This is a genomic window from Achromobacter denitrificans NBRC 15125 (assembly GCF_001571365.1).
Classification (GTDB): Bacteria; Pseudomonadota; Gammaproteobacteria; order Burkholderiales; family Burkholderiaceae_B; genus Achromobacter; species Achromobacter denitrificans.
Map to the genome: position 1 here is coordinate 16,963 of NZ_BCTQ01000032.1, position 20,284 is coordinate 37,246.

At 67.8% G+C, this 20,284-nt stretch carries 21 protein-coding genes and 3 tRNA genes; 12 read left to right on the forward strand and 12 right to left on the reverse strand.

Translation table 11 applies throughout. The features are described from left to right. Positions 1–2: 2 nt before the first annotated feature. On the reverse strand, positions 3–965 hold the full coding sequence (locus ADE01S_RS22970) for a Bug family tripartite tricarboxylate transporter substrate binding protein (protein WP_062684061.1): 963 nt from the start codon (positions 963–965) through the stop codon (positions 3–5). A gap of 23 nt (positions 966–988) precedes the next feature. Beyond that, positions 989–1,870 (reverse strand): TauD/TfdA dioxygenase family protein, encoded by an 882-nt coding sequence (locus tag ADE01S_RS22975; RefSeq protein WP_062684062.1) that lies wholly within the window; start codon positions 1,868–1,870, stop codon positions 989–991. Between the two features lie 97 nt (positions 1,871–1,967). Between ADE01S_RS22975 and ADE01S_RS22980 the strand changes: the two genes are divergently transcribed. The 3 genes from ADE01S_RS22980 to ADE01S_RS22990 all read left to right on the forward strand — a co-directional run bounded on the left by ADE01S_RS22980 (position 1,968) and on the right by ADE01S_RS22990 (position 3,116). After that, the gene (locus ADE01S_RS22980; RefSeq protein WP_062684063.1) at positions 1,968–2,762 is read left to right on the forward strand and encodes an IclR family transcriptional regulator domain-containing protein; all 795 of its coding nucleotides are present in this window, start codon (positions 1,968–1,970) and stop codon (positions 2,760–2,762) included. Between the two features lie 102 nt (positions 2,763–2,864). Beyond that, positions 2,865–2,941: transfer RNA gene (locus tag ADE01S_RS22985), tRNA-Arg, on the forward strand. A 98-nt stretch (positions 2,942–3,039) separates the two neighbouring features. Beyond that, positions 3,040–3,116 (forward strand) — tRNA-Arg (locus tag ADE01S_RS22990). 127 nt (positions 3,117–3,243) lie between these two features. On the opposite strand, the gene ADE01S_RS22995 is transcribed toward ADE01S_RS22990, so the two are convergent. The 3 genes from ADE01S_RS22995 to ADE01S_RS23005 all read right to left on the reverse strand — a co-directional run bounded on the left by ADE01S_RS22995 (position 3,244) and on the right by ADE01S_RS23005 (position 6,196). Further along, positions 3,244–4,020, reverse strand: coding sequence for a hypothetical protein (locus tag ADE01S_RS22995; RefSeq protein ID WP_062684064.1), 777 nt, complete (start codon positions 4,018–4,020; stop codon positions 3,244–3,246). A 94-nt stretch (positions 4,021–4,114) separates the two neighbouring features. Next, positions 4,115–5,557, reverse strand: a complete 1,443-nt coding sequence (locus ADE01S_RS23000; RefSeq protein WP_062684065.1) for a DUF1254 domain-containing protein — start codon at positions 5,555–5,557, stop codon at positions 4,115–4,117. Positions 5,558–5,971: 414 nt separating this feature from the next. Beyond that, complete coding sequence (locus ADE01S_RS23005; RefSeq protein ID WP_062684066.1) at positions 5,972–6,196, reverse strand: DUF3079 domain-containing protein; 225 nt, start codon at positions 6,194–6,196, stop codon at positions 5,972–5,974. A 184-nt stretch (positions 6,197–6,380) separates the two neighbouring features. Between ADE01S_RS23005 and ADE01S_RS23010 the strand changes: the two genes are divergently transcribed. After that, positions 6,381–6,457 (forward strand) — tRNA-Arg (locus tag ADE01S_RS23010). 111 nt (positions 6,458–6,568) lie between these two features. On the opposite strand, the gene ADE01S_RS31350 is transcribed toward ADE01S_RS23010, so the two are convergent. From ADE01S_RS31350 to ADE01S_RS23020, 3 genes are all read right to left on the reverse strand, one after another. Then, on the reverse strand, positions 6,569–6,817 hold the full coding sequence (locus ADE01S_RS31350) for a hypothetical protein (RefSeq protein ID WP_075873443.1): 249 nt from the start codon (positions 6,815–6,817) through the stop codon (positions 6,569–6,571). Positions 6,818–6,948: 131 nt separating this feature from the next. After that, positions 6,949–7,566, reverse strand: coding sequence for a helix-turn-helix domain-containing protein (locus tag ADE01S_RS23015; protein WP_062684067.1), 618 nt, complete (start codon positions 7,564–7,566; stop codon positions 6,949–6,951). Between the two features lie 148 nt (positions 7,567–7,714). After that, positions 7,715–8,521, reverse strand: a complete 807-nt coding sequence (locus ADE01S_RS23020; protein ID WP_062684068.1) for an SIR2 family NAD-dependent protein deacylase — start codon at positions 8,519–8,521, stop codon at positions 7,715–7,717. A gap of 192 nt (positions 8,522–8,713) precedes the next feature. Here ADE01S_RS23020 and ADE01S_RS23025 point away from each other — a divergent pair, with 192 nt between their 5' ends. Both ADE01S_RS23025 and ADE01S_RS23030 read left to right on the forward strand, forming a co-directional pair. Beyond that, positions 8,714–9,328 (forward strand): cysteine dioxygenase family protein, encoded by a 615-nt coding sequence (locus tag ADE01S_RS23025; protein WP_062684069.1) that lies wholly within the window; start codon positions 8,714–8,716, stop codon positions 9,326–9,328. 77 nt (positions 9,329–9,405) lie between these two features. Next, positions 9,406–10,167, forward strand: coding sequence for an IclR family transcriptional regulator (locus ADE01S_RS23030; RefSeq protein WP_062684070.1), 762 nt, complete (start codon positions 9,406–9,408; stop codon positions 10,165–10,167). 135 nt (positions 10,168–10,302) lie between these two features. Here the strand turns inward: ADE01S_RS23030 and ADE01S_RS23035 are convergent, their stop codons facing one another. Next, positions 10,303–11,271 carry a Bug family tripartite tricarboxylate transporter substrate binding protein gene (locus ADE01S_RS23035; RefSeq protein WP_062684071.1) on the reverse strand — a complete coding sequence of 323 codons (969 nt, stop codon included), beginning with the start codon at positions 11,269–11,271 and terminating at the stop codon, positions 10,303–10,305. Between the two features lie 311 nt (positions 11,272–11,582). Between ADE01S_RS23035 and ADE01S_RS23040 the strand changes: the two genes are divergently transcribed. From ADE01S_RS23040 to ADE01S_RS23060, 5 genes are read left to right on the forward strand one after another with little or no spacing between them, the layout of a single operon-like run. Beyond that, positions 11,583–12,752, forward strand: coding sequence for a CaiB/BaiF CoA transferase family protein (locus ADE01S_RS23040; protein ID WP_062684072.1), 1,170 nt, complete (start codon positions 11,583–11,585; stop codon positions 12,750–12,752). Further along, positions 12,749–13,471: an enoyl-CoA hydratase/isomerase family protein gene (locus ADE01S_RS23045; protein ID WP_062684073.1), complete on the forward strand. Its 723-nt coding sequence runs from the start codon at positions 12,749–12,751 to the stop codon at positions 13,469–13,471. The genes ADE01S_RS23040 and ADE01S_RS23045 overlap by 4 nt, the downstream gene beginning before the upstream one ends. Positions 13,472–13,513: 42 nt before the next feature. Then, the gene (locus ADE01S_RS23050) at positions 13,514–14,347 is read left to right on the forward strand and encodes a CoA transferase subunit A (RefSeq protein ID WP_062684074.1); all 834 of its coding nucleotides are present in this window, start codon (positions 13,514–13,516) and stop codon (positions 14,345–14,347) included. After that, complete coding sequence (locus ADE01S_RS23055) at positions 14,340–15,074, forward strand: CoA-transferase subunit beta (protein WP_062684075.1); 735 nt, start codon at positions 14,340–14,342, stop codon at positions 15,072–15,074. The genes ADE01S_RS23050 and ADE01S_RS23055 overlap by 8 nt, the downstream gene beginning before the upstream one ends. 9 nt (positions 15,075–15,083) lie before the next feature. Beyond that, positions 15,084–16,565 (forward strand): class I adenylate-forming enzyme family protein, encoded by a 1,482-nt coding sequence (locus ADE01S_RS23060; RefSeq protein WP_062684076.1) that lies wholly within the window; start codon positions 15,084–15,086, stop codon positions 16,563–16,565. Between the two features lie 31 nt (positions 16,566–16,596). Here the strand turns inward: ADE01S_RS23060 and ADE01S_RS23065 are convergent, their stop codons facing one another. Further along, positions 16,597–17,568 (reverse strand): tripartite tricarboxylate transporter substrate binding protein, encoded by a 972-nt coding sequence (locus ADE01S_RS23065; RefSeq protein WP_062684077.1) that lies wholly within the window; start codon positions 17,566–17,568, stop codon positions 16,597–16,599. Positions 17,569–17,629: 61 nt separating this feature from the next. Then, positions 17,630–18,499: a fumarylacetoacetate hydrolase family protein gene (locus tag ADE01S_RS23070; protein ID WP_062684078.1), complete on the reverse strand. Its 870-nt coding sequence runs from the start codon at positions 18,497–18,499 to the stop codon at positions 17,630–17,632. Between the two features lie 190 nt (positions 18,500–18,689). Between ADE01S_RS23070 and ADE01S_RS23075 the strand changes: the two genes are divergently transcribed. Then, positions 18,690–19,358 carry a FadR/GntR family transcriptional regulator gene (locus tag ADE01S_RS23075; RefSeq protein WP_062684079.1) on the forward strand — a complete coding sequence of 223 codons (669 nt, stop codon included), beginning with the start codon at positions 18,690–18,692 and terminating at the stop codon, positions 19,356–19,358. A 7-nt stretch (positions 19,359–19,365) separates the two neighbouring features. On the opposite strand, the gene ADE01S_RS23080 is transcribed toward ADE01S_RS23075, so the two are convergent. Beyond that, positions 19,366–20,283, reverse strand: a complete 918-nt coding sequence (locus ADE01S_RS23080) for a GntR family transcriptional regulator (protein WP_062684105.1) — start codon at positions 20,281–20,283, stop codon at positions 19,366–19,368. Position 20,284 lies beyond the last annotated feature (1 nt).

The window sequence follows — 20,284 nt, forward strand, 5'->3', positions numbered from 1 at the left end:
CTTCAGTCTATGCGCACGCCCGTCATGTCGACGAGGCTGCGCCAGTTCTTCACTTCGCTTTCCTGGTAGGCCTTCAGGTCCTTGGGACTGCCCGCGGCCGGGGTCATGCCGATCTGCGCGGAGAGCTGGCGCAGCTCGTCGGTGCCGAGCACGCGGTTGACCTCGGCGTTGATGCGCTCGACGACGGGCGCCGGCGTGCCGCGCGGCGCGAACATGGCGAACCACACCACGAGCTCGTGCTTGTCGAGACCGCTTTCCGCCACCGTTGGAATGTCGGGCGCGAACGGCGCCCGCTGCGGCGTGGTGACGGCCAGGGCCCGCACCTTGCCCGCGGCGATCTGCGGCAGGCTGGGGCCGACGTTCTCGAAGGCGTAGGTGATGCGCCCGCTCATCAGGTCGGTCATCATGCCGCCGACGTTGCTGTACAGCACGGTCGCGACGTCGACGTCGGCCATGCGCTTGAGTAGTTCCACCCAGACCCGCGCCGTGGTGTTGCTGGCGCCGAAGTTCAGCGCGCCTGGCTGCGCGCGGGCCGCGGCGATGAGTTCGGGCAGGGTCGTGGCTTTGGCGTCGGCGTTGCCGATGAGGATCATGGGCAGGCGGCCCATGAGCGCGACGGGGGCGAAGTCCTTGACCGGGTCGTAGGGCAGGCGCTGGTAGAGGCTGGCGTTGGCGGCCATCGGGCCGTTGGTGCCCATCAGCAGCGTATAGCCGTCGGGCGCGCTGCGGGCGACGTAGGCGGCGCCGATGCCGCCGCCCGCGCCGGGCTTGTTCTCTACCGTGACGGGCTGCCCGAGCCGTTCGCTCAGGCCTTTGGCGACGCCGCGCGCCAGCGTGTCCGTGGCGGAGCCGGCGCCGAACGGCACCACCATGTTGATCGGTTTGTCGGGGAAGGCGGCGCTGGCGTTCATACAGGCGGCGCCCAGCAGCAGGAGCGTCGCGATTTGCTTCATCGTTTTGGACATGGATAGGGGTCTCGGTCTTGGGATCAGGCGACGGTAGGGTCGGTGTCCTGCACCGTGGCGCGTCGCATCGAACGGCGGTATTTCTCGTCGAAGCCGGCGCCGCGGTGCATGGTGCAGCGGTTGTCCCAAAGGACCAGGTCGTTGGTGCGCCAGCGATGCCGATACACGAACCGGCGCTGCGTGGCGAAAGCCATCAGCTCATCGACCAGGGCGCGTCCGGCTTCGTCGCTCATGCCTTCGATGCGGCTGATGTGCGAGGCGATGTACAGCGCGCGGCGGCCGGTGGCGGCGTGCGTGCGCACCAGCACCTGCCGCACCGGAGGCTGGCGCTCGCGCCAGGCGTCGGGGATCGAGCCGACGTCGAAGTCGGTCAGGCCGCGCGAGTGGAAATAGTCGTGCACGGCGATGAGCGGCGCCAGGCGAGTCTGCATGGTTTCGTCCAGCGCGTCCCAGGCGGCCCGCATGTCGGCGAACTCGGTGGCGCCGCCGACGGGCGGGATCTCCTGGGCCGACAGCAGCGACACACTGGCGGGCGTGCGCTTGAAGGAGCTGTCGGTGTGCCAGAGCTGGTTGCTCAGGTTGATCAGGCGGCGGATGTCGCCCCGATCGAGAATGCCGCCGCGTTCGTCCAGGTTGGAAATGTCGGACAGTTCGGCATGGCCCAGCCGACGCGGCCGGTCGGCGTTGTACACCGAGGCGCCCACGGAAATCTCCAGCGGCCCGAATTGGCGCGCCACGGCCATCTGCTCCGCTTCGTTCAGCGGCTGCTCCGGCACGACCAGCACGGCGTATCGGTGCAGCGCGTCCTGCAAGGCCTCCGCGTCCTGCGCGGAGAGCGGCGTGCGCAGGTCGACGTTGGAGACCTCCGCGACGAAGTCCGCATCGACGGGTGTGATTTCAATCATTTTTTTCCTTTTCCTCGCGCAGCCTTCGTGCTCGATCGCATCCTGGCGTGCTATTATTTTTCGACTATCGAAAAATATTTCTTCTATCGAAAATATCATGCCCAATATTCCGAGCGAACAAACTTGGGGTTTACCCAAGGGCAGCGATCAATTCGTGGAGGCTTTCGCGCGCGGCCTGGCGGTGATCCGGGCGTTCGGCCCGGGCCATCAGGCGCTGACGCTCAGCGAAGTGGCCGAGCGCACCGGGCTGACGCCGGCGGGCGCGCGCAGGCTGCTGTACACGCTCGTGACGCTGGGCTATGCGCGCAACGAAGAGCGCCGCTTCAGCCTGACGCCGGCGGTGCTGGAACTGGGCTACGCCTATCTGTCTTCGCTGTCGTGGCGCGATATCGCGCGCCATGCGGTGGAGGCGTTCATGCGCGACACCGGCGAGATCTGCACGGTGTCGGTGCTGGACGGCGACGACGTGGTGTACGTCGCGCGCGCGGAGATGCCCAGCCCGCTGTCGCGCCGCTTGGGGGTGGGAGAACGCCTGCCCACGCACGCGACTTCCAGCGGGCACGTGCTGCTGGCCGGCGCGAGCGCGCAGGAACGCGAGGCGTTCCTCGCCCGGGCGCCGTTCGAGCGCCATACGCAACACACGCTGGTCGATGCCGCGCCCTTGCGCCGCGCCATCGACGACGCGGCCGCGGCGGGATACGCGCTGGCGAGCGAGCAGCTGGAACTGGGCATCTGCGGACTGGCGGTGCCGATCCTGGACGAAAGAGGCCGCGTCGTGGCCGCCCTGACCACCAGCCTGAATCTGGCCCGGCACGATCTCGGCGAGATTCCCGCCAAGTTCTGCCCGAAGCTGCGCGAGGCCGCGGCGCAGGTCGGGCGGGCGCTGGGCTAGCCCGACGTCGGGCCAACGCGTAGCAATGCGATGGCCCAGCGCAGCCGTTTCGACTTGCACGGTCCCTCAAATAACGCTATTATTCAAGGCTTGCTTTGAAACGCGCCCGTAGCTCAGCTGGATAGAGTACCTGGCTACGAACCAGGGGGTCGTAGGTTCGAATCCTGCCGGGCGCGCCAGTTCCAGCAAAGCAAGTGCAGTAAAACGCAGTAGCAGTAAAACGCAAGTGCAGTAAAAACGGCAGAATTTTCTGATATAATTTTGCCTCTTTGCCGGAGCGCCCGTAGCTCAGCTGGATAGAGTACCTGGCTACGAACCAGGGGGTCGTAGGTTCGAATCCTGCCGGGCGCGCCAAGTTTTCAACTTGGCCAATACAGCAAAGAAAAATGGAAAGGCCTTTGATCTTGCATCGAAGGCCTTTTTGTTTTGCGGCGCGCGGCGGAACGCCGGGCCGAACCCAGCGTGAAACCCAGCCCGGCACCTAGAAGCGGATCGTCACGCCCGCCATCGGGCCTTGCAGCACGGCGTCGAACTTGAAGCCGCTGCGGTTGTAATCCACGCCCAGGGCGCGGTAGCCGATGGCCGCCGAGACGTTCTTGCTGACGTTGTAGCCCAGCCCCAGCCCCATGTCCCAGTCCGCATCCGCGCCGCCCGCGCCGATCAGGCCCCAGCCGGTCAGGTAGAACTTCGGATTCAACACGTAGTTGCCCCGCACGCCCACCAGGCCGTCGACCCAGGTGGCGCCGTCGCTGCGCGTCCTATCGTTCAGGCGCGCGCCCTTGAGCGTGATGTCGGTGTCGACCGACCAAACCCGCAGCCCCGCGACTACGTCGAGTTGATGCGGCGAATTCTCCAGCACGGAATAGCCCATGCCCAGTAATCCTGCGAACGTGGAAGCCCGCACGTCGGCGCTGGTGGCCAGGATGCCGCGCGGCGTATCGCCTTGCGTGCCGATCTTGGTGTAGATCAGGTCGCCGAAAATGCTGTAGCGTCCTTTGCGCGCATCGCCGATCAACATGGCGCCGAAATCCAGGTTGCCGAACAGCTTGTCGAAACTCGTGTCGATATCGATGACGGCCAGGCGCGGCTGCGACACCTTGCCGGACAGGCCCGCGGCCCAGAAATAGGGCGTGACCGAGAATTTCCATTCGTCCGACGGCAGGCCGTCCGCGCCGGGCGCGGCTTCCGGTTCGGCGCCCAGCCCGGAACCGGCATAAAGCAGCCCGCAGACCAGGCAGCCAGTGATCTTCTTTTTCATCGCAACCCCTTTCCAGGCGGCGGCGTGACGGATCGGGTCCGCCACGCCAGCCTCAGCGCAAGTCCAGTCCGGCCTTAACGGCGCAACCCCGGCGTCAGCTCATCCGCCGGACAGGCGGGATGGTCCATGATCCGTTGATGATCGAGGGATCGCTTTCGTTGGGCCAGTAAAGGCGCATCATCAGGATGAACTTTCCCTTGGGCGCCGGCAGCCAGTTCGACTCCAGCTCGGCGCCGGGCGACTCATGCTGGATGAGCAGGTCGATCGAACCGTCCGGCTTCGCCTTCAATGGCTGGCGCGCGCTGATGGAATAGCGGTTCAAAGGGTTGTCGACGAAGAAGTAATCCGCGTCGTACATCGTCAGCGACCAGAATCCGGAAACGGGCGGAGTCAGCCCCTTCTTGAACGTCAGCACATACTTTTCGGAGCCGTTGTAGACGCGCTTGACGGCTCCTGTGTCGGACTTCAGCGAGGTCGGGTAGATCGCGTCCTGCGGACGGTTGGCGCCCAGGCCGATGGCGGTGATCAAGGCGCGCTGGAGATAGTTGGTGCCGTAGATGCCGGTCTTGGTGGTGAAGCCCCAGCCGTCCACGTCCTGGATATCGCCGCCGCTGGCTTTGAAATGCGTCATGATCCTGCCGAAGCCGACCTCCGGAATGCGTTTCGCGATGGCCGGGTCTAGTTTGGATTTGTCGAAATCCTGGCCGGGCACGATGCCTATCGACGCCATTTTTTCCACCATCGGCGCGTCCGCCGCGCCAGGCGGGTTGCGCTTCAACAGGTCGGCGAACAGCGTGAAGTACTCCACCGCATCCATCCGGTTGACCTGGTCGCGGACGGACGCTTTCATGTCTATGGCCGGATCGACCTTGCCCTGGGGCGGCGTCCATTCCTTGCCCCAGGCTCTCAGCGGACAGAGTTTCACCTCGTCCTGCAGCTTGTGGACCTGGGCGTAGTCCTCCGGCGTGCCGGTACAGTAGATCCGGCCCAGCAGCCAGACGATGCTGGTAGGGGACTTGTATTGCGTCATGCCCGGCGGAACGGCGCCTTCCCAGCCGGGGCCGGTCACTACGAAGGTTTGCGCGCCGGTGCCCGTCGTGCGCTTGCCGGGCACGTCGAATACCGTGGTCCAGCCGTCCAGCATCGGAAACAGGGCGTAGCGGTCGTTCAGGTCGGGCAGACTGACGACCCAGGGCTCGTCGCCCACGTCGAGGAAAGCCGTGGTGTAGAGCGTGTCGGCATTGGGCGCCGTCACGTCCCGGAATTTGGCGTTCGGATATTCGCGCAGTTTGATGAGCTGTCCCATCGGCGCCCGCGTTCCCTTGGGTTCCGCGACATTGGTAATGACCCGCCGGGTCATCTCCATGGTGACGAGGGGGTAGGCGTACACATAGGCATCGGTCGCCAGGCCGAATCGCTCATCGCCTTCGGGCAAATCCATGACCAGGCCATCGACGCTGCGGGCGGCGGCGTCCAGGGTGCCGGCGGCCAGCAGGGCAAGGCTGCCAGCATTGAAGGTGCGACGTGTCAGTTTCATGTTGTGGCTCCAACGAGAATACGGGGGGTTCACGAAAGGCTTCAAACAAAAAAAACCAGCCGCTGCCGGGTGGAGGGGCCGCGCTCGGGAAAAACGTATGGGATGCAGGAAACCGGGATTCGATAATCCCGGCTGCAGGCGCTGCGCCGCGTAGGGGCCCTGTGCAGTGATTCCCCGCGCGATGACTGCTTATTCTGTCCAGATTGCACAGAAAAACAATTATTCGTTTGATGGCGGGCTTGCGCAACGGAGCGCGGATTAACCGGCGTTTTCGGACTATTTGTTTTTCGGCCGTTTCATGTATTTATTCTTGCGGGCATTTTTCCGAAGACTTTCCCGTCGGATTTTCCAAGGTTTTTTCGCGGGGGTTCGCACGGAGCCTGTTCCGCGGTTTGCCGCGCCGCGGCGTTTGCCTCAGGATTGCGCAGTCTGCTTCACGACCTGCTCTTGCGGTTTGATCTCGTCGTCGTCGAATCCCCAATCCCCCACCGTATACCAGTCTTCGCCCAGCAGTTCGGCGGGGTGCATGGTGCGGCCCGAGCCATTGCCGCAGGCGAGCGAATCGGTGGGGCAATAGCGGTCGCAGCCCCAGCAGATGCGCTCGGGGTGCGTGGGATGGAGGGGAAACTTCTTGGCCATTGCCGGTTGCCTGATGGGGCGGCGCTCGGGGCGATTCGTCGCGTACATGTCCAGCGTACTGCGCATCCCGGGTGCCGATCCTTGACCTGGCGCAAACCGGATCGCCGGGGCGCGCGGCCCCGCCAGGCGCGAGGTCAACTTGCGCGCCCCATTTATTCCATGGTATAAACACGCCTCTTTCGGGGCGCCCGTAGCTCAGCTGGATAGAGTACCTGGCTACGAACCAGGGGGTCGTAGGTTCGAATCCTGCCGGGCGCGCCAACCTGATTCGGGATCGCGGTTTGCCGCGTTCCCACTGCAAGAAAACACCGCAAGAAAAAAAGCGGCTTGATGAGAAATCATCAAGCCGCTTTTTTTTGTTTTGCGCGATGATCAGGCTCGCCGTCGGTCCACGGCGGTCAATGCGGTGCCGCTCTTGAGCAGCTGATAGGTCTGTCCGCCCAGCCAGGCGACTTTGTCGCCCGCGCTGGTGCGGCATACACAGTGGGTTTGGGGATCGAACCGCGACGTGCCCAGCGCGGAGTACGCGTCGGGATCCGAGACGAATCGTTCAATGCGATACAACGTGCCGTCCGGAGCGGTGGCGAGGACGTCGGTAAGTCGTCTTGCTGTGCCGAGCATATTCACACCTCCATGCGCGGGTCATTATTGATTCGGCGCCAGAGTCATTGGAACATTTCAGAGAGCCAGGCGGGAAGTCTCGTGTTCCGGCGGTGGCCAAAGACTGCCCATTCCTTCAGGATGTACAGGCCTTAATGAATCGGTCCTCCCAACAAGGTATCGTCGAGCTGGTCGGGCGAGACGCCCAGGGCTTCGGACACGCGGTCCAGGATGACCTGCCGGGGCCGGGGGCGCGGCCGTTCCAGTTCGATATAGATGGAGTGGTCGACGCCTAGCCGGGCAGCCATGTCAGCGGTGCTGATATTGAGATGCTCGCGCCATGCGCGGATCAGGCTCCAGTCGTTGCCGGTTTTGAGATTGACGACAGCCAATGGGACGTGGCCTTGGCCCGCGGCAAGCTTTTTGCGCGGGGCGGCTTTTCTGCGTGTGTCGTGCACGCCGCTCTTGGCGGCTGCGTTTTTGCCCGCGCCGCTCTTGCGGGCTTCACCGCGGGGCGCGGTGACGACGGATTCGGCGGTGAAGATCGCGCCGCCGTTGAGCTGGCGGTATTGATCGTTGCCGATCCAGCAGAGGGTCTCGCCGTTGTCCAGCATGCACTGACAATCCAGGTGGTAATTGCTGGGCATGCTTTCGAGCTGGGCGATGGTTTCGGTGGTCGTGGCGTGACGCACCACGCGGTGCAAGACACCGTCTGGCGAACGCACGAACACGTCGGGAAGTCTCCAGGAAAACGGAATGATTATCTCCACGGCCGAAACCTATTGCGCCACTTTATCCCGCGGTGCGCAAGGAGGGATTTGGGGTTTCCCCTGGCAACGGCGGCGTCGTGGATTCGGCGCGACACCGACGTCGCGCATCCTCACGAATCTTCACGTCGCGCGGCGGCGGTTGGCGGAGCTAGCGCGCGTCGAAGCCGGCGCTGGCGAGCAACCGGGGCATGATGTCGGCGGCCGCGCCGCGCAGGTTGTGATGGGCGCTCGCATCCAGCGGCGTGGCCGCCGGGTTGATCTGCGCCACGATCGCGCCGGCGGCCAGCGCGCGCCGCGGCAGCTCGGCCGCGGGGTAGACCAGCGCCGAAGTGCCGATGCTCAGAAGCAGGTCGCATCGCTGCGCGGCGTCGATCGCCGCGTCCCACGCATCGGCGGGCAGGCTTTCGCCGAACCAGACGACGCCCGGCCTTACCGGCGCGCCGCAGCGCGTGCAGGCGGGCGGCTCGATGCGCCGCCCTTCCTCGGGTTCGGACGGCGCTTCGGCGGCGCAGGCGTGGGGCGCCGCGCAGACGGAACAGCGCGGCGCGTGCAGGCTGCCGTGCAGGTGCGCGACGCCGGTGCTGCCCGCGCGCTCGTGCAGGTCGTCCACGTTCTGTGTGATGACCCGTAGTTCCGGGACGTGCCGCGCCAGTTCGGCGATGGCGCGATGAGCCGCGTTCGGCGTCGCGCGCAGCACCTGGGCGCGACGCCATTCGTACCAGCCCCAGACGATGTCGGGCTGGGCGCGGAACGCCTCGGGCGTGGCCAGCGCCTGCGCGTCGAAGCGCGACCACAGCCCGGTCAGGGCGTCGCGGAAAGTGGCGATGCCGCTTTCGGCGGAGACGCCAGCGCCGGTGAAGACGACCACGCGTCGCGCCTCGCGCAGCGCGTCGGCCAGCGCGGCGGGAATGTCGTGGTGGGCGGGGGCGCCAGGCGGGCGCAGGGAGGAGGGCATGGTGATGATCGATCTGTCTGGAAGGCAACCCCATACGGGCAACCCGATACGCTGTGCGTGCCGGGGCGGACCTGCCAAGAATAGCCCGCGACGGATCACCCGGCCGGCGGCAGGGCCATGGATGCGCATCCGTCCCGAATGGTAGATACTGTTTTTCCTATCTGGGATTTTTCTACGCCTTGGAGACACGCAATGCCTGAATCTCTTGCCGGCCTGGACCGGCTGCGCCGTTTCATCGCCACCGCGACGCGGCTGGCCTCGCCGACCGCGCTGGAGCAGGGGCCGGCGCTGGAGGCCGCGTTCGCCGACCTGGTGCGCCACGACGACTGGCTGCCCGAGGCCTGTACCGCCCCGCATCCGCAGTTCTACCAGCAGTACCTGCTGCATTGCGATCCGCTGGAGCGGTTCTCGCTGGTGAGCTTCGTCTGGGGGCCCGGCCAGTCCACACCCGTGCACGACCACGAGGTCTGGGGCTATGTGGGCATGCTGCGCGGCGCCGAGGTGAATCAGCGCTACCAGCGCGATCCGGAAGGCCGCATCGCGCTGGCGGGGCCCGCGGTCACGCTGCAGCCCGGCCACGTGGAACGCCTGTCGCCCGCCGAAGGCGACATCCATCGCGTGTCCAATGCCTACCCCGACCGCGTGTCGATCAGCGTGCACCTGTACGGCGGCAACATCGGCGCCGTGTCGCGCCACGTGTACGACCCGGACACCGGCCAGGCCAAGCCTTTCGTGTCCGGCTATTCCTCGCCCAGCGTGCCGAATCTGTGGGACCGTTCCGCCGCGGTGCGCGCCGCTCTCGCCTAGCGCGCCGGCCGCGCGCGCAAGCCTGTTCGCGCGCGGCGTCTCGTGCTATGTTTCCGTCCTAAATATTAGGAAAAATCATGGACAAGACGCTGCTCAAAGGTCTGATGGTGCTGGAGGCGGTGACCGACGTGGACAATCCGCCGCGCACCATCGACGCGCTGGCCGCCCGGGTCGGGCTGACCCGCAGCAACACCCATCGCACCCTGCAGACGCTAATACACGCCGGCTACGTGATCAAGGACGACGACGGCGGCGGATACCGGGGCGCCGTGCGCCTGTTCGAGCTGGCCGCCCGCCAGCTGGCGCAGCTGGACGTGCGCAAGCTTGCCGCGCCTTTCATGCGCGCCCTGGCGGACCAGACCGGCGAGACCGTGCACCTGTCGGTGCTGGACGGTTTCGACGTGGTCTATATCGACAAGATCGACAGCCCGCAGCCGATACGCGCCTATTCGATGGTGGGCGGCCGCGCGCCCGCCTACGCGGTGGCCACGGGCAAGGCCCTGCTGGCCTATCAGGCCGAGGGCTACGTCGAGCGCTATGCCGACAAGCTGCAGCGCCACACGCCTTCGACCATCGTTTCCATGCCGCTGCTCAAGGACGAGTTGCGCAAGATCGCCCGCGCGGGCTACGCGGTCAACCGGGGCGAGTGGCGCGAAGGCGTGGGCGGGCTGGCCGTGACGCTCTTCAACAGCCTGGACCAGCCCGTGGCGGCGGTCGGTATCTCCGGCCCGCTGGACCGGCTGAGCGCCGCCAGGATGAAGCAGCTGGCCCCCGACGTGGCGGCCTGTGCGCAGTCCATTTCCCAAGGGATGGGCTATCGCCGGGGGTTCCTCGGCTAGCGCGCGAGGGCGCTAGCCGCCAGGCTGCCCAGCACCGAGAAGCTGGTGGCGTCGATCAGATAGCGGCTGGAGCCGAACCGCCGCCCACGATGGCCAGGTCCGCCGCCTGCGGCGCGGGCCTTGCTTGCGGCGCCATCATCGGGCCGCCGACAGGCGCACGACGTCGGCCCAGCGCGCGACTTCCTGCGTGAGCACGCGGCTGGTGTCGGCGGGCGTGGTGGCCACCGCATCGGCGCCCAGCTTCAGCGCGGCCTGCTGCACCGAGGCCATGGCGGCCGCCTTCTGCATGCCGGCCGACAGCTTGTCCACCACGGCCGGCGGCGTGCCGGCGGGCGCCAGCAGCGCGTAGGTGGTGGCGACCGAGTAGTCCTTCACGCCTTGTTCCATCAGGGTGGGCAGGTCGGGCAGCGCCGTGGCGCGGGTGGCGGTGGTAACGCCCAGCAGCCGGATCTTGCCGCTGGCCACTTGCGGCAACAGCGCCGGCAGGGTTTCGATGACCATGTCGATCTGGCCGCCCAGCAGATCGGTGATCGCCGGCCCGCTGCCGCGATACGGCACGTGCATCAACCGGGTGCCGGTCACGACCTGGAAGAGTTCGCCCGCCATGTGCTGCGAGGTGCCGGGGCCGGCCGAACCGTAGGTGATGGACCCGGGCTTGCTCTTGGCCAGCGCGATGAGTTCCTGGACGTTCCGGGCCGGGATCTTGCTGCTGTTCACGGCCACGGCCATGGGCATGCTGGTGGCCATCGACACGCCGACGAAGGCGGTGCCGAAATCGTAGCCGGGCTTGTCCGGCATGGCGGCGTGGATGGCATGGCTGCCCACGGCGCCCATCAGCAGGGTGTAGCCGTCGGCCGGGGACTTCGCCACGAACTCCGCGCCGATCTCGCCGCCCGCGCCGGCCTTGTTCTCCACCACCACGCCCTGGCCCAGGTAATCGCCCAGGTGCTGCGCGTAGATGCGCGCGGCGGCGTCCGTCGCGCCGCCGGGCGGGAACGGCACCACCATGCGCACGGGTTTCGCGGGCCAACCGTCGGCCGCGGCCGGGCCGGCGGCCAGGGCGAAGATCGCGCCCGCCAGGGCAATGCGCCACAACTTTTTCATGGGAGTCTCCTTTGGGTCGGGGGTGCCGGCTTTCGGGATGGCGGTTCGTATGCGCGGATGCTTATTGCCGCCACGGCCACTTTTTAAATCCTAAATAATAGGATTCAAGTTTCAATAAATGGTTTACGTAGAATTCCACACGGTGCTATGCTGGTCAACAATTAAGCGTCGCACCTAGGGATTGCACTAGGAATCCCGCGAAAACAGGGCGGGATGAGCCAAGTCCCCAGGGATGATGCCATTCGGAAACGCGCACACTTATAATATTTTTGAAGTCCCAAATATTGAATTTTCATATCGAGAGGTCAGAAATGACACCCAGTTCGGCACTAGCCGGCATCACGGTGCTGGAGATTTGCAATGTCGCGGCGGGCCCGTTTTGCGGCATGTTGTTGGCGGATATGGGGGCCGACGTGATCAAGGTCGAGAACCCCGAAGGCGGCGACACGCTGCGCAGCTGGCCGCCCATCTCCGAGGGCTACAGCGAGAACTTCGCATCGCTCAACCGCAATAAGCGTTCGGTCACCTTGAACCTGAAGGATCCGGCGGACCTGGCCCTGGCGCGCGAGCTGGCCACGACGGCCGACGTGCTGATCGAGAACAACCGGCCGGGCGTGATGGACCGCCTGGGATTGGGCTATGCCCAGTTGCGCGAAGCCAATCCCCGGCTCGTGTATTGCTCGATTTCGGCCTACGGCCAATCCGGGCCGCGTTCGCAGGAAGGCGGGTTCGACCTCACCATCCAGGCCATGAGCGGCCTGATGAGCGTGACGGGCGAAGCCGGCGGAGAACCCGTGAAGTGCGGCGTGCCGGTGGCGGATTTTTCGGCGGGCCTGTACGGCGCCTTCGCCATCGCGTCGGCGCTGCGCGCGGCGCAGGCCAGCGGGCAGGGCACCCACATCGACGTGCCGATGCTGGGCGCGACGCTGGGCATCGCGGCCCTGCAGACCTCGGAGTTCTTCGGCAGCGGCCGGGATCCGGTCAAGCTGGGTTCGGCGCATCCGCGCAACGCGCCTTACCAGGCGTTCCGCTGCAAGGGCGGCTACTTCGGCATGGCGGCGGGCAATCAGGCCTTGTGGAAGAGCGTATGCGCCACCGTCGGCAGGGAAGACCTGCTGGCCGACGCCCGTTTCACCGATACCAGTTCCCGCGCGCGCAACCAGACGGCGTTGCGCGAGATCCTCGAAGCGATCTTCGAGGCCGAGGACGCGCAGGCCTGGCTGGCGCGCTTCCGCGCGGCGGGCGTGCCGTGCGCGCCGATCAACACCTATTCCGAAGTGCTGGCCGATCCCCAGGTGGAGCACATGGGCTGGGTGCAGCCGGTGGCGCTCCCGAATGGGGTGCAGACGCGCACCTTCGGGCTGCCGGTGCGCTTCGACGGCGAGACCACGGCCTTGCGCCGCCGTCCGCCCGCGTTGGGCGAACACAATGACGAGGTGCTGGGCGCGCTGCGCGCCGGCAAGAAGGGAGCGGCGGCATGAGCGCGGTCCTGCGTATCGACAAGCAAGACGGCCGGCATGTGTTCACGCTGGCGCGGCCCGAGAAGATGAATGCCCTGTCGGCCGATCTGGTGGAGGCGCTGATCGCCGCGCTGGACGAGGCCGAGGCCGAGGGCGCCAAGCTCATCGTGCTCAAGGGCGAAGGCAAGAACTTCAGCGCGGGCTTCGACTTCGGCGATTGGCAGGCGCAGAGCGAAGGCGACCTGCTGCTGCGTTTCGTGCGCATCGAGATGCTGTTGCAGCGGCTGGCCGGCACGCCCTGCCTGACGCTGGCCCTGGCGCACGGGCGCAACTTCGGCGCCGGCGTGGACCTGTTCGGCGCCTGCAAGTGGCGCGTCGGCACGCCCGACGCGACGTTCCGCATGCCAGGGCTGAAGTTCGGCCTGGTGCTCGGCACGCGACGCTACGCCGCCCTGGTCGGCGCGGAGCGCGCGCGCGCCGTGCTGGAGCAGGCCGCCACGTTCAGCGCGGAAGAGGCATTGCGCGACGGTTTCGCCAGCCGCCTCGCCGCGGCACAGGAATGGCCGGACATCGAACGGCAGGCGCTGGAGACCGCGTCCGCCCTGACGTGCGCCAGCCGGGTGCAGCTGTACGCGGCGCTGTCGACCGAGACGCCGGACACCGATCTGGCGCGGCTGGTGCGATCGGCCGCGCAGCCCGGCCTGAAGGAGCGCGTGGCGGCCTATCTGCAGGCGCGCTAGCCGCAGGCAGCAGGCCGGGGAACAAGCAGGCAAGGAGACAACATGGCATCGGGATTCAACCAACAGAACAAGCAGCGCTCGCTGTCGGAACTGGCGGCGCTGGTGCCGGACGGCGCGTCCATCGCGTTGGGCGGCAGCTTTCTGCACCGCGGGCCGTTCGCCTTCGTGCGCGAACTGATCCGCCAGGGGCGGCGCGACCTGGAACTGGTCAAGCAGTCGCCCGGCTACGACGTGGACATCCTGTGCCGCGCGGGCGCGCTGCGCCGCGTGCGCGCCGGCATCGTCGCCATGGAAGGAAACTTCGGCCTGGCGCCGTGGTATCGCAAGGCCGTGGAGCGCCGCGAGGTCGAACTGGAAGAGCATGCCTGCGCCAGCCTCACCGCGGGCCTGCGGGCGGCGGCCTTCGGCGTGCCGTTCCAGCCCTGCGGCGGGCTGCATGGCAGCGCGCTGCCCGAGCTCAATGGCTGGAAATGCCTGGAGGATCCCTACGGCAGCGGCCAGAAGACCTGGGTGGTGCCGGCCATCCGCCCGGACTTCGCCGTGATCCAGGCTTCCGAGGTGGATGCGCAAGGCAACGTGCGCGTGCACGGCACGGCGCACTGGGACCGCATCATGTCGCGGGCCGCCGGCAGCGTGCTGGTGGTGGCCGAGAAGCGGGTGGACAGCGCCGTGTTCGAGGCCAACCCCGAATCCACGCTGATCCCGTTCTTCATGGTGCAGGCCTATGCGGTCGTGCCGCGGGGCGCCTGGCCGGGCTCGTGCTGGCCCGACTACGCCATCGACTATCCGGCGGTGGAGGCATACATGGACAAGCAGGGCGATCTGCAGGCGCACATGGCCGCGGCGCCCGAAGCGCGGGAGGTGCAACATGGCTGAGCAGTGGTCGGGTTTTTCGTACATCGTGACCAATCTGGCGCGTTTCATCCGGCCGGACGAGATCACGTTCAGCGGCGTGAATTCCACCCTGCCGATGCTGGCCTGCCTGATGGCCAAGCGCGCCTACGACTGGGACTTCGTCTACATCAACGTAGCCGGCGGCGTGAACCCGAAACCGTCGCGGATTCCGCTCTCCAGCTCGGATCCGGTGCTGGCGGAACACACGGCGTCGATCTTCTCGAACGAGGATTTCTACGACCTCTGCACCCGCGGCCGCATGGACCTGACCTTCCTGGGCGCGGCGCAGATAGACGGCGAAGGCTGCGCCAACAATTCCTGCATCGGAAACTGGCACGAGCCCAAGGTGCGGCTGCCGGGCGGCGGAGGCGGCGCGGTGATGCTGCCGACCGCTAGGCGCGCCTGCACCTGGCGCACCGAGCACTCGCGGCGCACCTTCGTGCCCAAGCTGGACTTCATGACCTCCTGGGGCGGATTCCAGGGCGTGGTGACGCCGATCGCGGTGTTCGTCAAGCGCGACGGGCGGCTGGCCCTGGAATCGTGGCATCCCGAATCCAGCCTGTCCGAAGTGCGCGAGCGCACCGGCTTCGAGTTCGACGCGACAGGGGCGGCGCCTTCCGAGCCGCCCACCGCGGCCGAGGCCCGCGCCTTGCGCGAACTCGATGCCGACGGGCAGTTCGAACGCGACGCCGCGGTCACGCTGCGCTAGGAGCCTCCAATGACGATAGCCGATGCCACGCTGGGGGCGGCGTGCGGGCGCGCCTGGAGCCAGCCGCAATGGGCGGCGCGCGCGGCCATCGTGACCGCGCGGGGCGCGCTGAGCTATGCGGATCTGCATCGCCGCGTCGGGCAGGTTGCGGGCGGCCTGCGCGCCGCCGGCGTCGCGCGCGGCAGTCTGGTGGCCGTCGCGATGGAGCGCTCGCTGGAGCAGGTGCTGGCGATCCTGGGCGTTATCGCGGCCGGCGCTTGCCCGTGCCCGCTGGAGCCGCGGCTGTCGGTCGACGAGACCGCCAGGCGCGTGGCGGCGGTCGGGCTGGCCTGGATGCTGCACGACGACGCCAACGCCGAGGCCGCGCGGGCCTGCGGCCTGGCGCCGGCGCGCTGCCTGGACGCGGGCCTGGTCGCGCAGGGGCCGCCGGACTGGAGCGGCGCCGTTGGCGTCGCGCCGCAGGATCCGGGCCTGCTGCTGTTCACGTCGGGCAGCACGGGCGCGCCCAAGGGCGTGCTCCTGAGCCACCGGGGCCTGGTGAACAATGCGCGCGGCTTGCTGGCGCACACCGGCCTCACCGCGCAAGACCGGCTGCTGCACGTGATGCCGCTGCATCACACCAACGCGCTGAACAACCAGATCTTCGCGCCCTTGCTGGCCGGAGCCAGCGTGGCGCTGGCGGGCCGCTTCCGCGCGGACGACATGCCCGGCCTGCTGCGAGCGTTCCGGCCTACCATCGTCACTGGCGTGCCGACCATGTATGCCCGCATGCTGGAGCTGGAATTCGATCCCGACAGCCTGGCCGGCCTGCGTTTCGCGCGCTGCGGCTCGGCCCCGATCACCGAGGCTCTGCATCGCCGCATCGAGGCGTTCCTGGGCTGCCCGCTGGTGGTGTCCTACGGCCTGTCGGAAGCGACCTGCACCTCGACCATGAATCCGCCGGGCGCGCGGCGCCTCGGTTCGGTCGGCACGGTGCTGGCGGGGCAGCGCGTGATTCTGCGGCTGCCCGACGGCGCCGAGGCCGCGCCGGGAGGCGAAGGCGAGATCTGCATCGCGGGCGACAGTCTGATGCTGGGCTACCTGGGCGTGGGCGACGCGGCCGAGGGCGAGCCGTCGCTGTTGCGCACGGGCGACCTGGGGCGGTTCGACGCAGAGGGCTACCTGAGCATCACCGGCCGCATCAAGGACGTGATCATCCGGGGCGGCGAGAACATCTCGCCCGCGCTGGTCGAAGGCGTGGTCACGGGATTGCAGGGCGTGGCGGCCTGCTGCGTGGTGGGGGCGCCGGACGAGGACCTGGGCGAAGTGCCGGTGATCTTCGTGCAGCGCGCCGGCGACGAGGCGCCGGATGCCGCCGCCATCCAGGCCGAGGTGCTGGCGCGCCTGGGCCGGATCTACGTGCCGCGCGAGGTGCGGTGGGTGGAGCGCCTGCCGGAGAACGCGGTCGGCAAGGTGGACCGCAAGGCGCTGGCGGGGCAGGTGGCCGCGTAGCGGCCACCCCCGGCGGAACGCGGCTGCGCCCTTACTCGACCTTGCCGATCCGCTGGACCGCGACTTCCAGCGACGCCGAGTCCTTCTTCCAGTACGCGTCGAACGCCGGCGCGTCCAGGTACTGCACGGGGCTGCCGGTGCCGGCGATGCGCGCCTGCACCTCGGGGTCCGCCGCGATCTCCCCGACGGTCTTGCGCAGTTTGTCCACCACGGCCTGCGGCGTTCCGGCGCGGGCGAACACGCCCGACCATTGCACGAAGCTGATGTCGTAGCCTTGCGACTTGAAGGACGGCACCTGGGGCAGGCTGTCCAGCTTGCCCTCGCCCCAGTGCGCCAGCGCCTTGACGCGCCCGGCCTGGATCAGTTGCATGACGCTGGACGGGCCGGTGGCCAGGGCATCGACCTGTCCGCCCACCAGCGCCTGCACGGCCGGACCGGCGCCGGTGAAAGGCACGTGCATCATCTTGATGCCGGCCGCGTCCTGCAGCATTTCCATCGGCACGTGCATGGTGCCGTAGATGCCGGAACTGCCATAGCTGAGCTTGCCCGCCTGTTTCTTCGCCGCGGCGATGAACTCCGGCAGCGTGTTGTAGGGCGCGTCGGCGCGCACGACCAGCACGGTGGGGTCGGCCGTGATCCGCGCGATCGGCACGAACTGGTCCAGCTGGTAGGCGGGCTTGCGTTCCAGCAGGCGATCGGCCGCGGGCAGGATGGAAATGGACGACAGGCTCATCAAGAGCGTGTAGCCGTCCGGCTTGGCGCGGCCGGCCTGGCCGATGCCGATGGCGCCGCCCGCGCCGCCCTTGTTCTCGATGACGATGGGCTGGCCCAGTTTGTCGCCCATGGCCTGGGCCAGCGGCCGGGCGATCGTGTCGGCCACCCCGCCGGGCGGGAAGGGCACCAGCATGGTCACGGGGCGTTCGGGGTAGCCGGCGGCCATCGCGCCGGCCGCGCCCAGGGATAGCAAGGCAGCCGCGGCCACCTGCTTGCAGCGCAGATTCATGTCTCACTCCTCAGTGTCGTTATGTGCTGCGGCGCGCCGTGTCCATGTCCGGCGCTTTGCCTCAGACGAAGCGGTTTTCGATCCTGCCGATACCGTCGATCTCTACGCGCACCACGTCGCCGTGCTTGAGGAAGCGCGGCGGGGTCAGGCCCTGGCCCACGCCGGCCGGCGTGCCGGTCGCGATCACGTCGCCGGGATACAGCGTGATGCCGCGCGAGCAGGTTTCGATCAGGGTGGGAATGTCGAAGATCAGGTCTTCGGTGTTGCCGTCCTGGCGCAGTTCGCCGTTCACCCAGCAGCGCACCCGGGTCTTCCGGCCGTCCAGTTCGTCGGCCGTGACCAGCCAGGGGCCCATGGGGCAGAAGGTGTCGAACGACTTGCCCAGGTCCCATTGCTGGTGGCGCATCTGCACGTCGCGCGCGGTGACGTCGTTGACGACCGTGTAGGCGGCCACGTGGCCCATGGCTTCGGCGCGCGAAATATTGCAGCCGCCCTTGCCGATCACCACGGCCAGCTCCGCTTCGTAATCGATTTTCTCGGAGATGCCCGCCGGCAGCCGCACGTCGGCCCAGGGGCCCACCACCGTCTGCGGCACCTTGGTGAACACGATGGGCCAGGATTCGGGGTTGGCGTCGTTGTCCTTGAACACGGAGTCGCGCAATTCCTTGGCGTGGGCGTGATAGTTGCGCCCCACGCAGAACAGGTTGCGGCGCTGCGCGGGCAGGGGCGCCTCGTGCGCCACCTGGTCCCAGCGCCAGGCCGGCCCGACGGCGGGCGGCAGGGCGCGCCCCTCGGCCAGCCATTCCACCGCGGTCAGCGCGCCGGCCGCCGCGAGCTCGCGCGGAAAGTCCAGCGCCGTGACCGTGTTGCCGTCGCCGGACACCACGCCCACGCGGCGTTCGCCATCGACCCGAAATACTGCGATTTTCATGCTTGCTCCCCGGGCGGCCCGTCGCCGCCCTTGATCTAATACCAAAAAATACCAATTAGGCGAATAGGCCACCCAATTCTGGCAAAGGATATACCAAGTGAACCAGAAAGGGAGGGAATAAGCGCCCTGCGCTGCGCTTTTTAATTGGACTGATTTGGTATGATTGGCGCCAGCCATTCAGAGAGCATCCATGGACAAAGCCTCCGCCTTGCGCGCGGTCATCATTGAAAACCTGCACTCCGGCGCCTGGCCGGCCGGGCACCGTTTGCCCACGGAACGGGCCTTGAGCGAGCAGTTCGGCATCAGCCGGTCCACGGTGCGGCGCACCCTGTCGGAACTCAAGAGCGAAGGACTGATCTCGCAGCGCGTGGGCAGCGGCACCTACGTCAATCCGCCGTCGTCACTGGCGCAGGTCGAGGCCGTGCTGCGCGGCGAAGTGCTGTCCACCAGCCCGGCGGAATTGATGGCGGCGCGGCTGGTCCTGGAGCCGGCCATCGCCGCGCTGGTGGTGCAGCACGGCACGCCGGCCGATTTCGCCGCCATGCAGAACGCCTGCGACGAAGCCGAGGCCGCGGCCGGCTTCGAGGCGTTCGAGGTCTGGGATGCCAAGCTGCACGAGCTGATGGCCACCGCCACCCACAATCTCTTCATCGAAAAAGTGTTCGCCCTGATGACGGCGGCGCGGTCGCAGGCCACCTGGGGCGCGCTCAAGCGCAAGAGCCTCACGCCGGAGCGGCGCGAGTCCTACCAGGCCGAGCATCGCGAGATCGTCGAGGCGCTGCGCGACCGCGATGCCGAGCGGGCCATGGAGGCCGTGCGCCGGCATCTGCTGCACGTCAGGGACAATCTGCTGGGTTAGGGGGGCTTCAGCGCTGGCCGCGCAGCCTGGCCAGTTCCGCCGAGAGTTCGGCCACGAGGGCCTGGGCGCGAGCCAGCGGATCATGCCCGTCGAACGCGGCGGCGGGATCGGGCGCATCGGGCGCCGCGTCGGGCTGCGCCGGCGGCGTTTGCAGCCGGGGCTGGACGCTTTCGTGGCCCACGCTGACATCGACGTCGAACACCAGTTGCTCCGCGCGGTGCCAGGTGGTGAACCATTCCAGCGGCCGGCCGTGCTGGTCCATGCCGCGGCCTTGAAGCATCAGGAGCGGCGTGCCCGCGGGCGCGTCCAGCAGGTCCGCGAGCGCGGCGTCGGCCGCCACGGCACGGATCTGGTTGCGCCCCGCGCCGGGGCGCAGGCCGAAGCGCCGCGTCAGCACCCCATGCAGCGAGGCATCGGCCAGGTCTTCGGCGCGCAGGCCGGGAACGGCATCGGCGGGCAGCCAGGTGCGGACATAGGCCAAGGGCGCGTCGGCCACGTGGCGCAGGCGTTCCAGCATCAGCAGCCGGGTGGAGCCGAAGAACTCGGCCACTTCGGCCGGCGGTTCGGCGCGCGCGAAGGCCAGCACGCGCGTCTGCAGGGCAACGCCCGATTGGGCGAATTGCTCGTACAGGCCGGTGGAGCGCTGCACCAGGCGGCGGTGCTCCTGGGGCGCCGCGACGGTGGCGGGGCGCCCGTTCTCGCGCTGGATCAGGCCCTCGGCGGCCAGGGCCCCGAGGGCCTGGCGCACCACGCTGCGCGCCACGCCGAAGCGTTCGCACAGGGCGGCCTCGCTGGGCAGGGCGGCGCCGGCCGCGAGCTTGTTGCCGCGGATGTATCCGCGCAGCAGGGCCGCCACCTGGGCGTGCAGCGGCGTGTCGCCGGAGCGGTCAAGAACGGGCAATGCGTCGTGCGTGGCGGGCGCCATG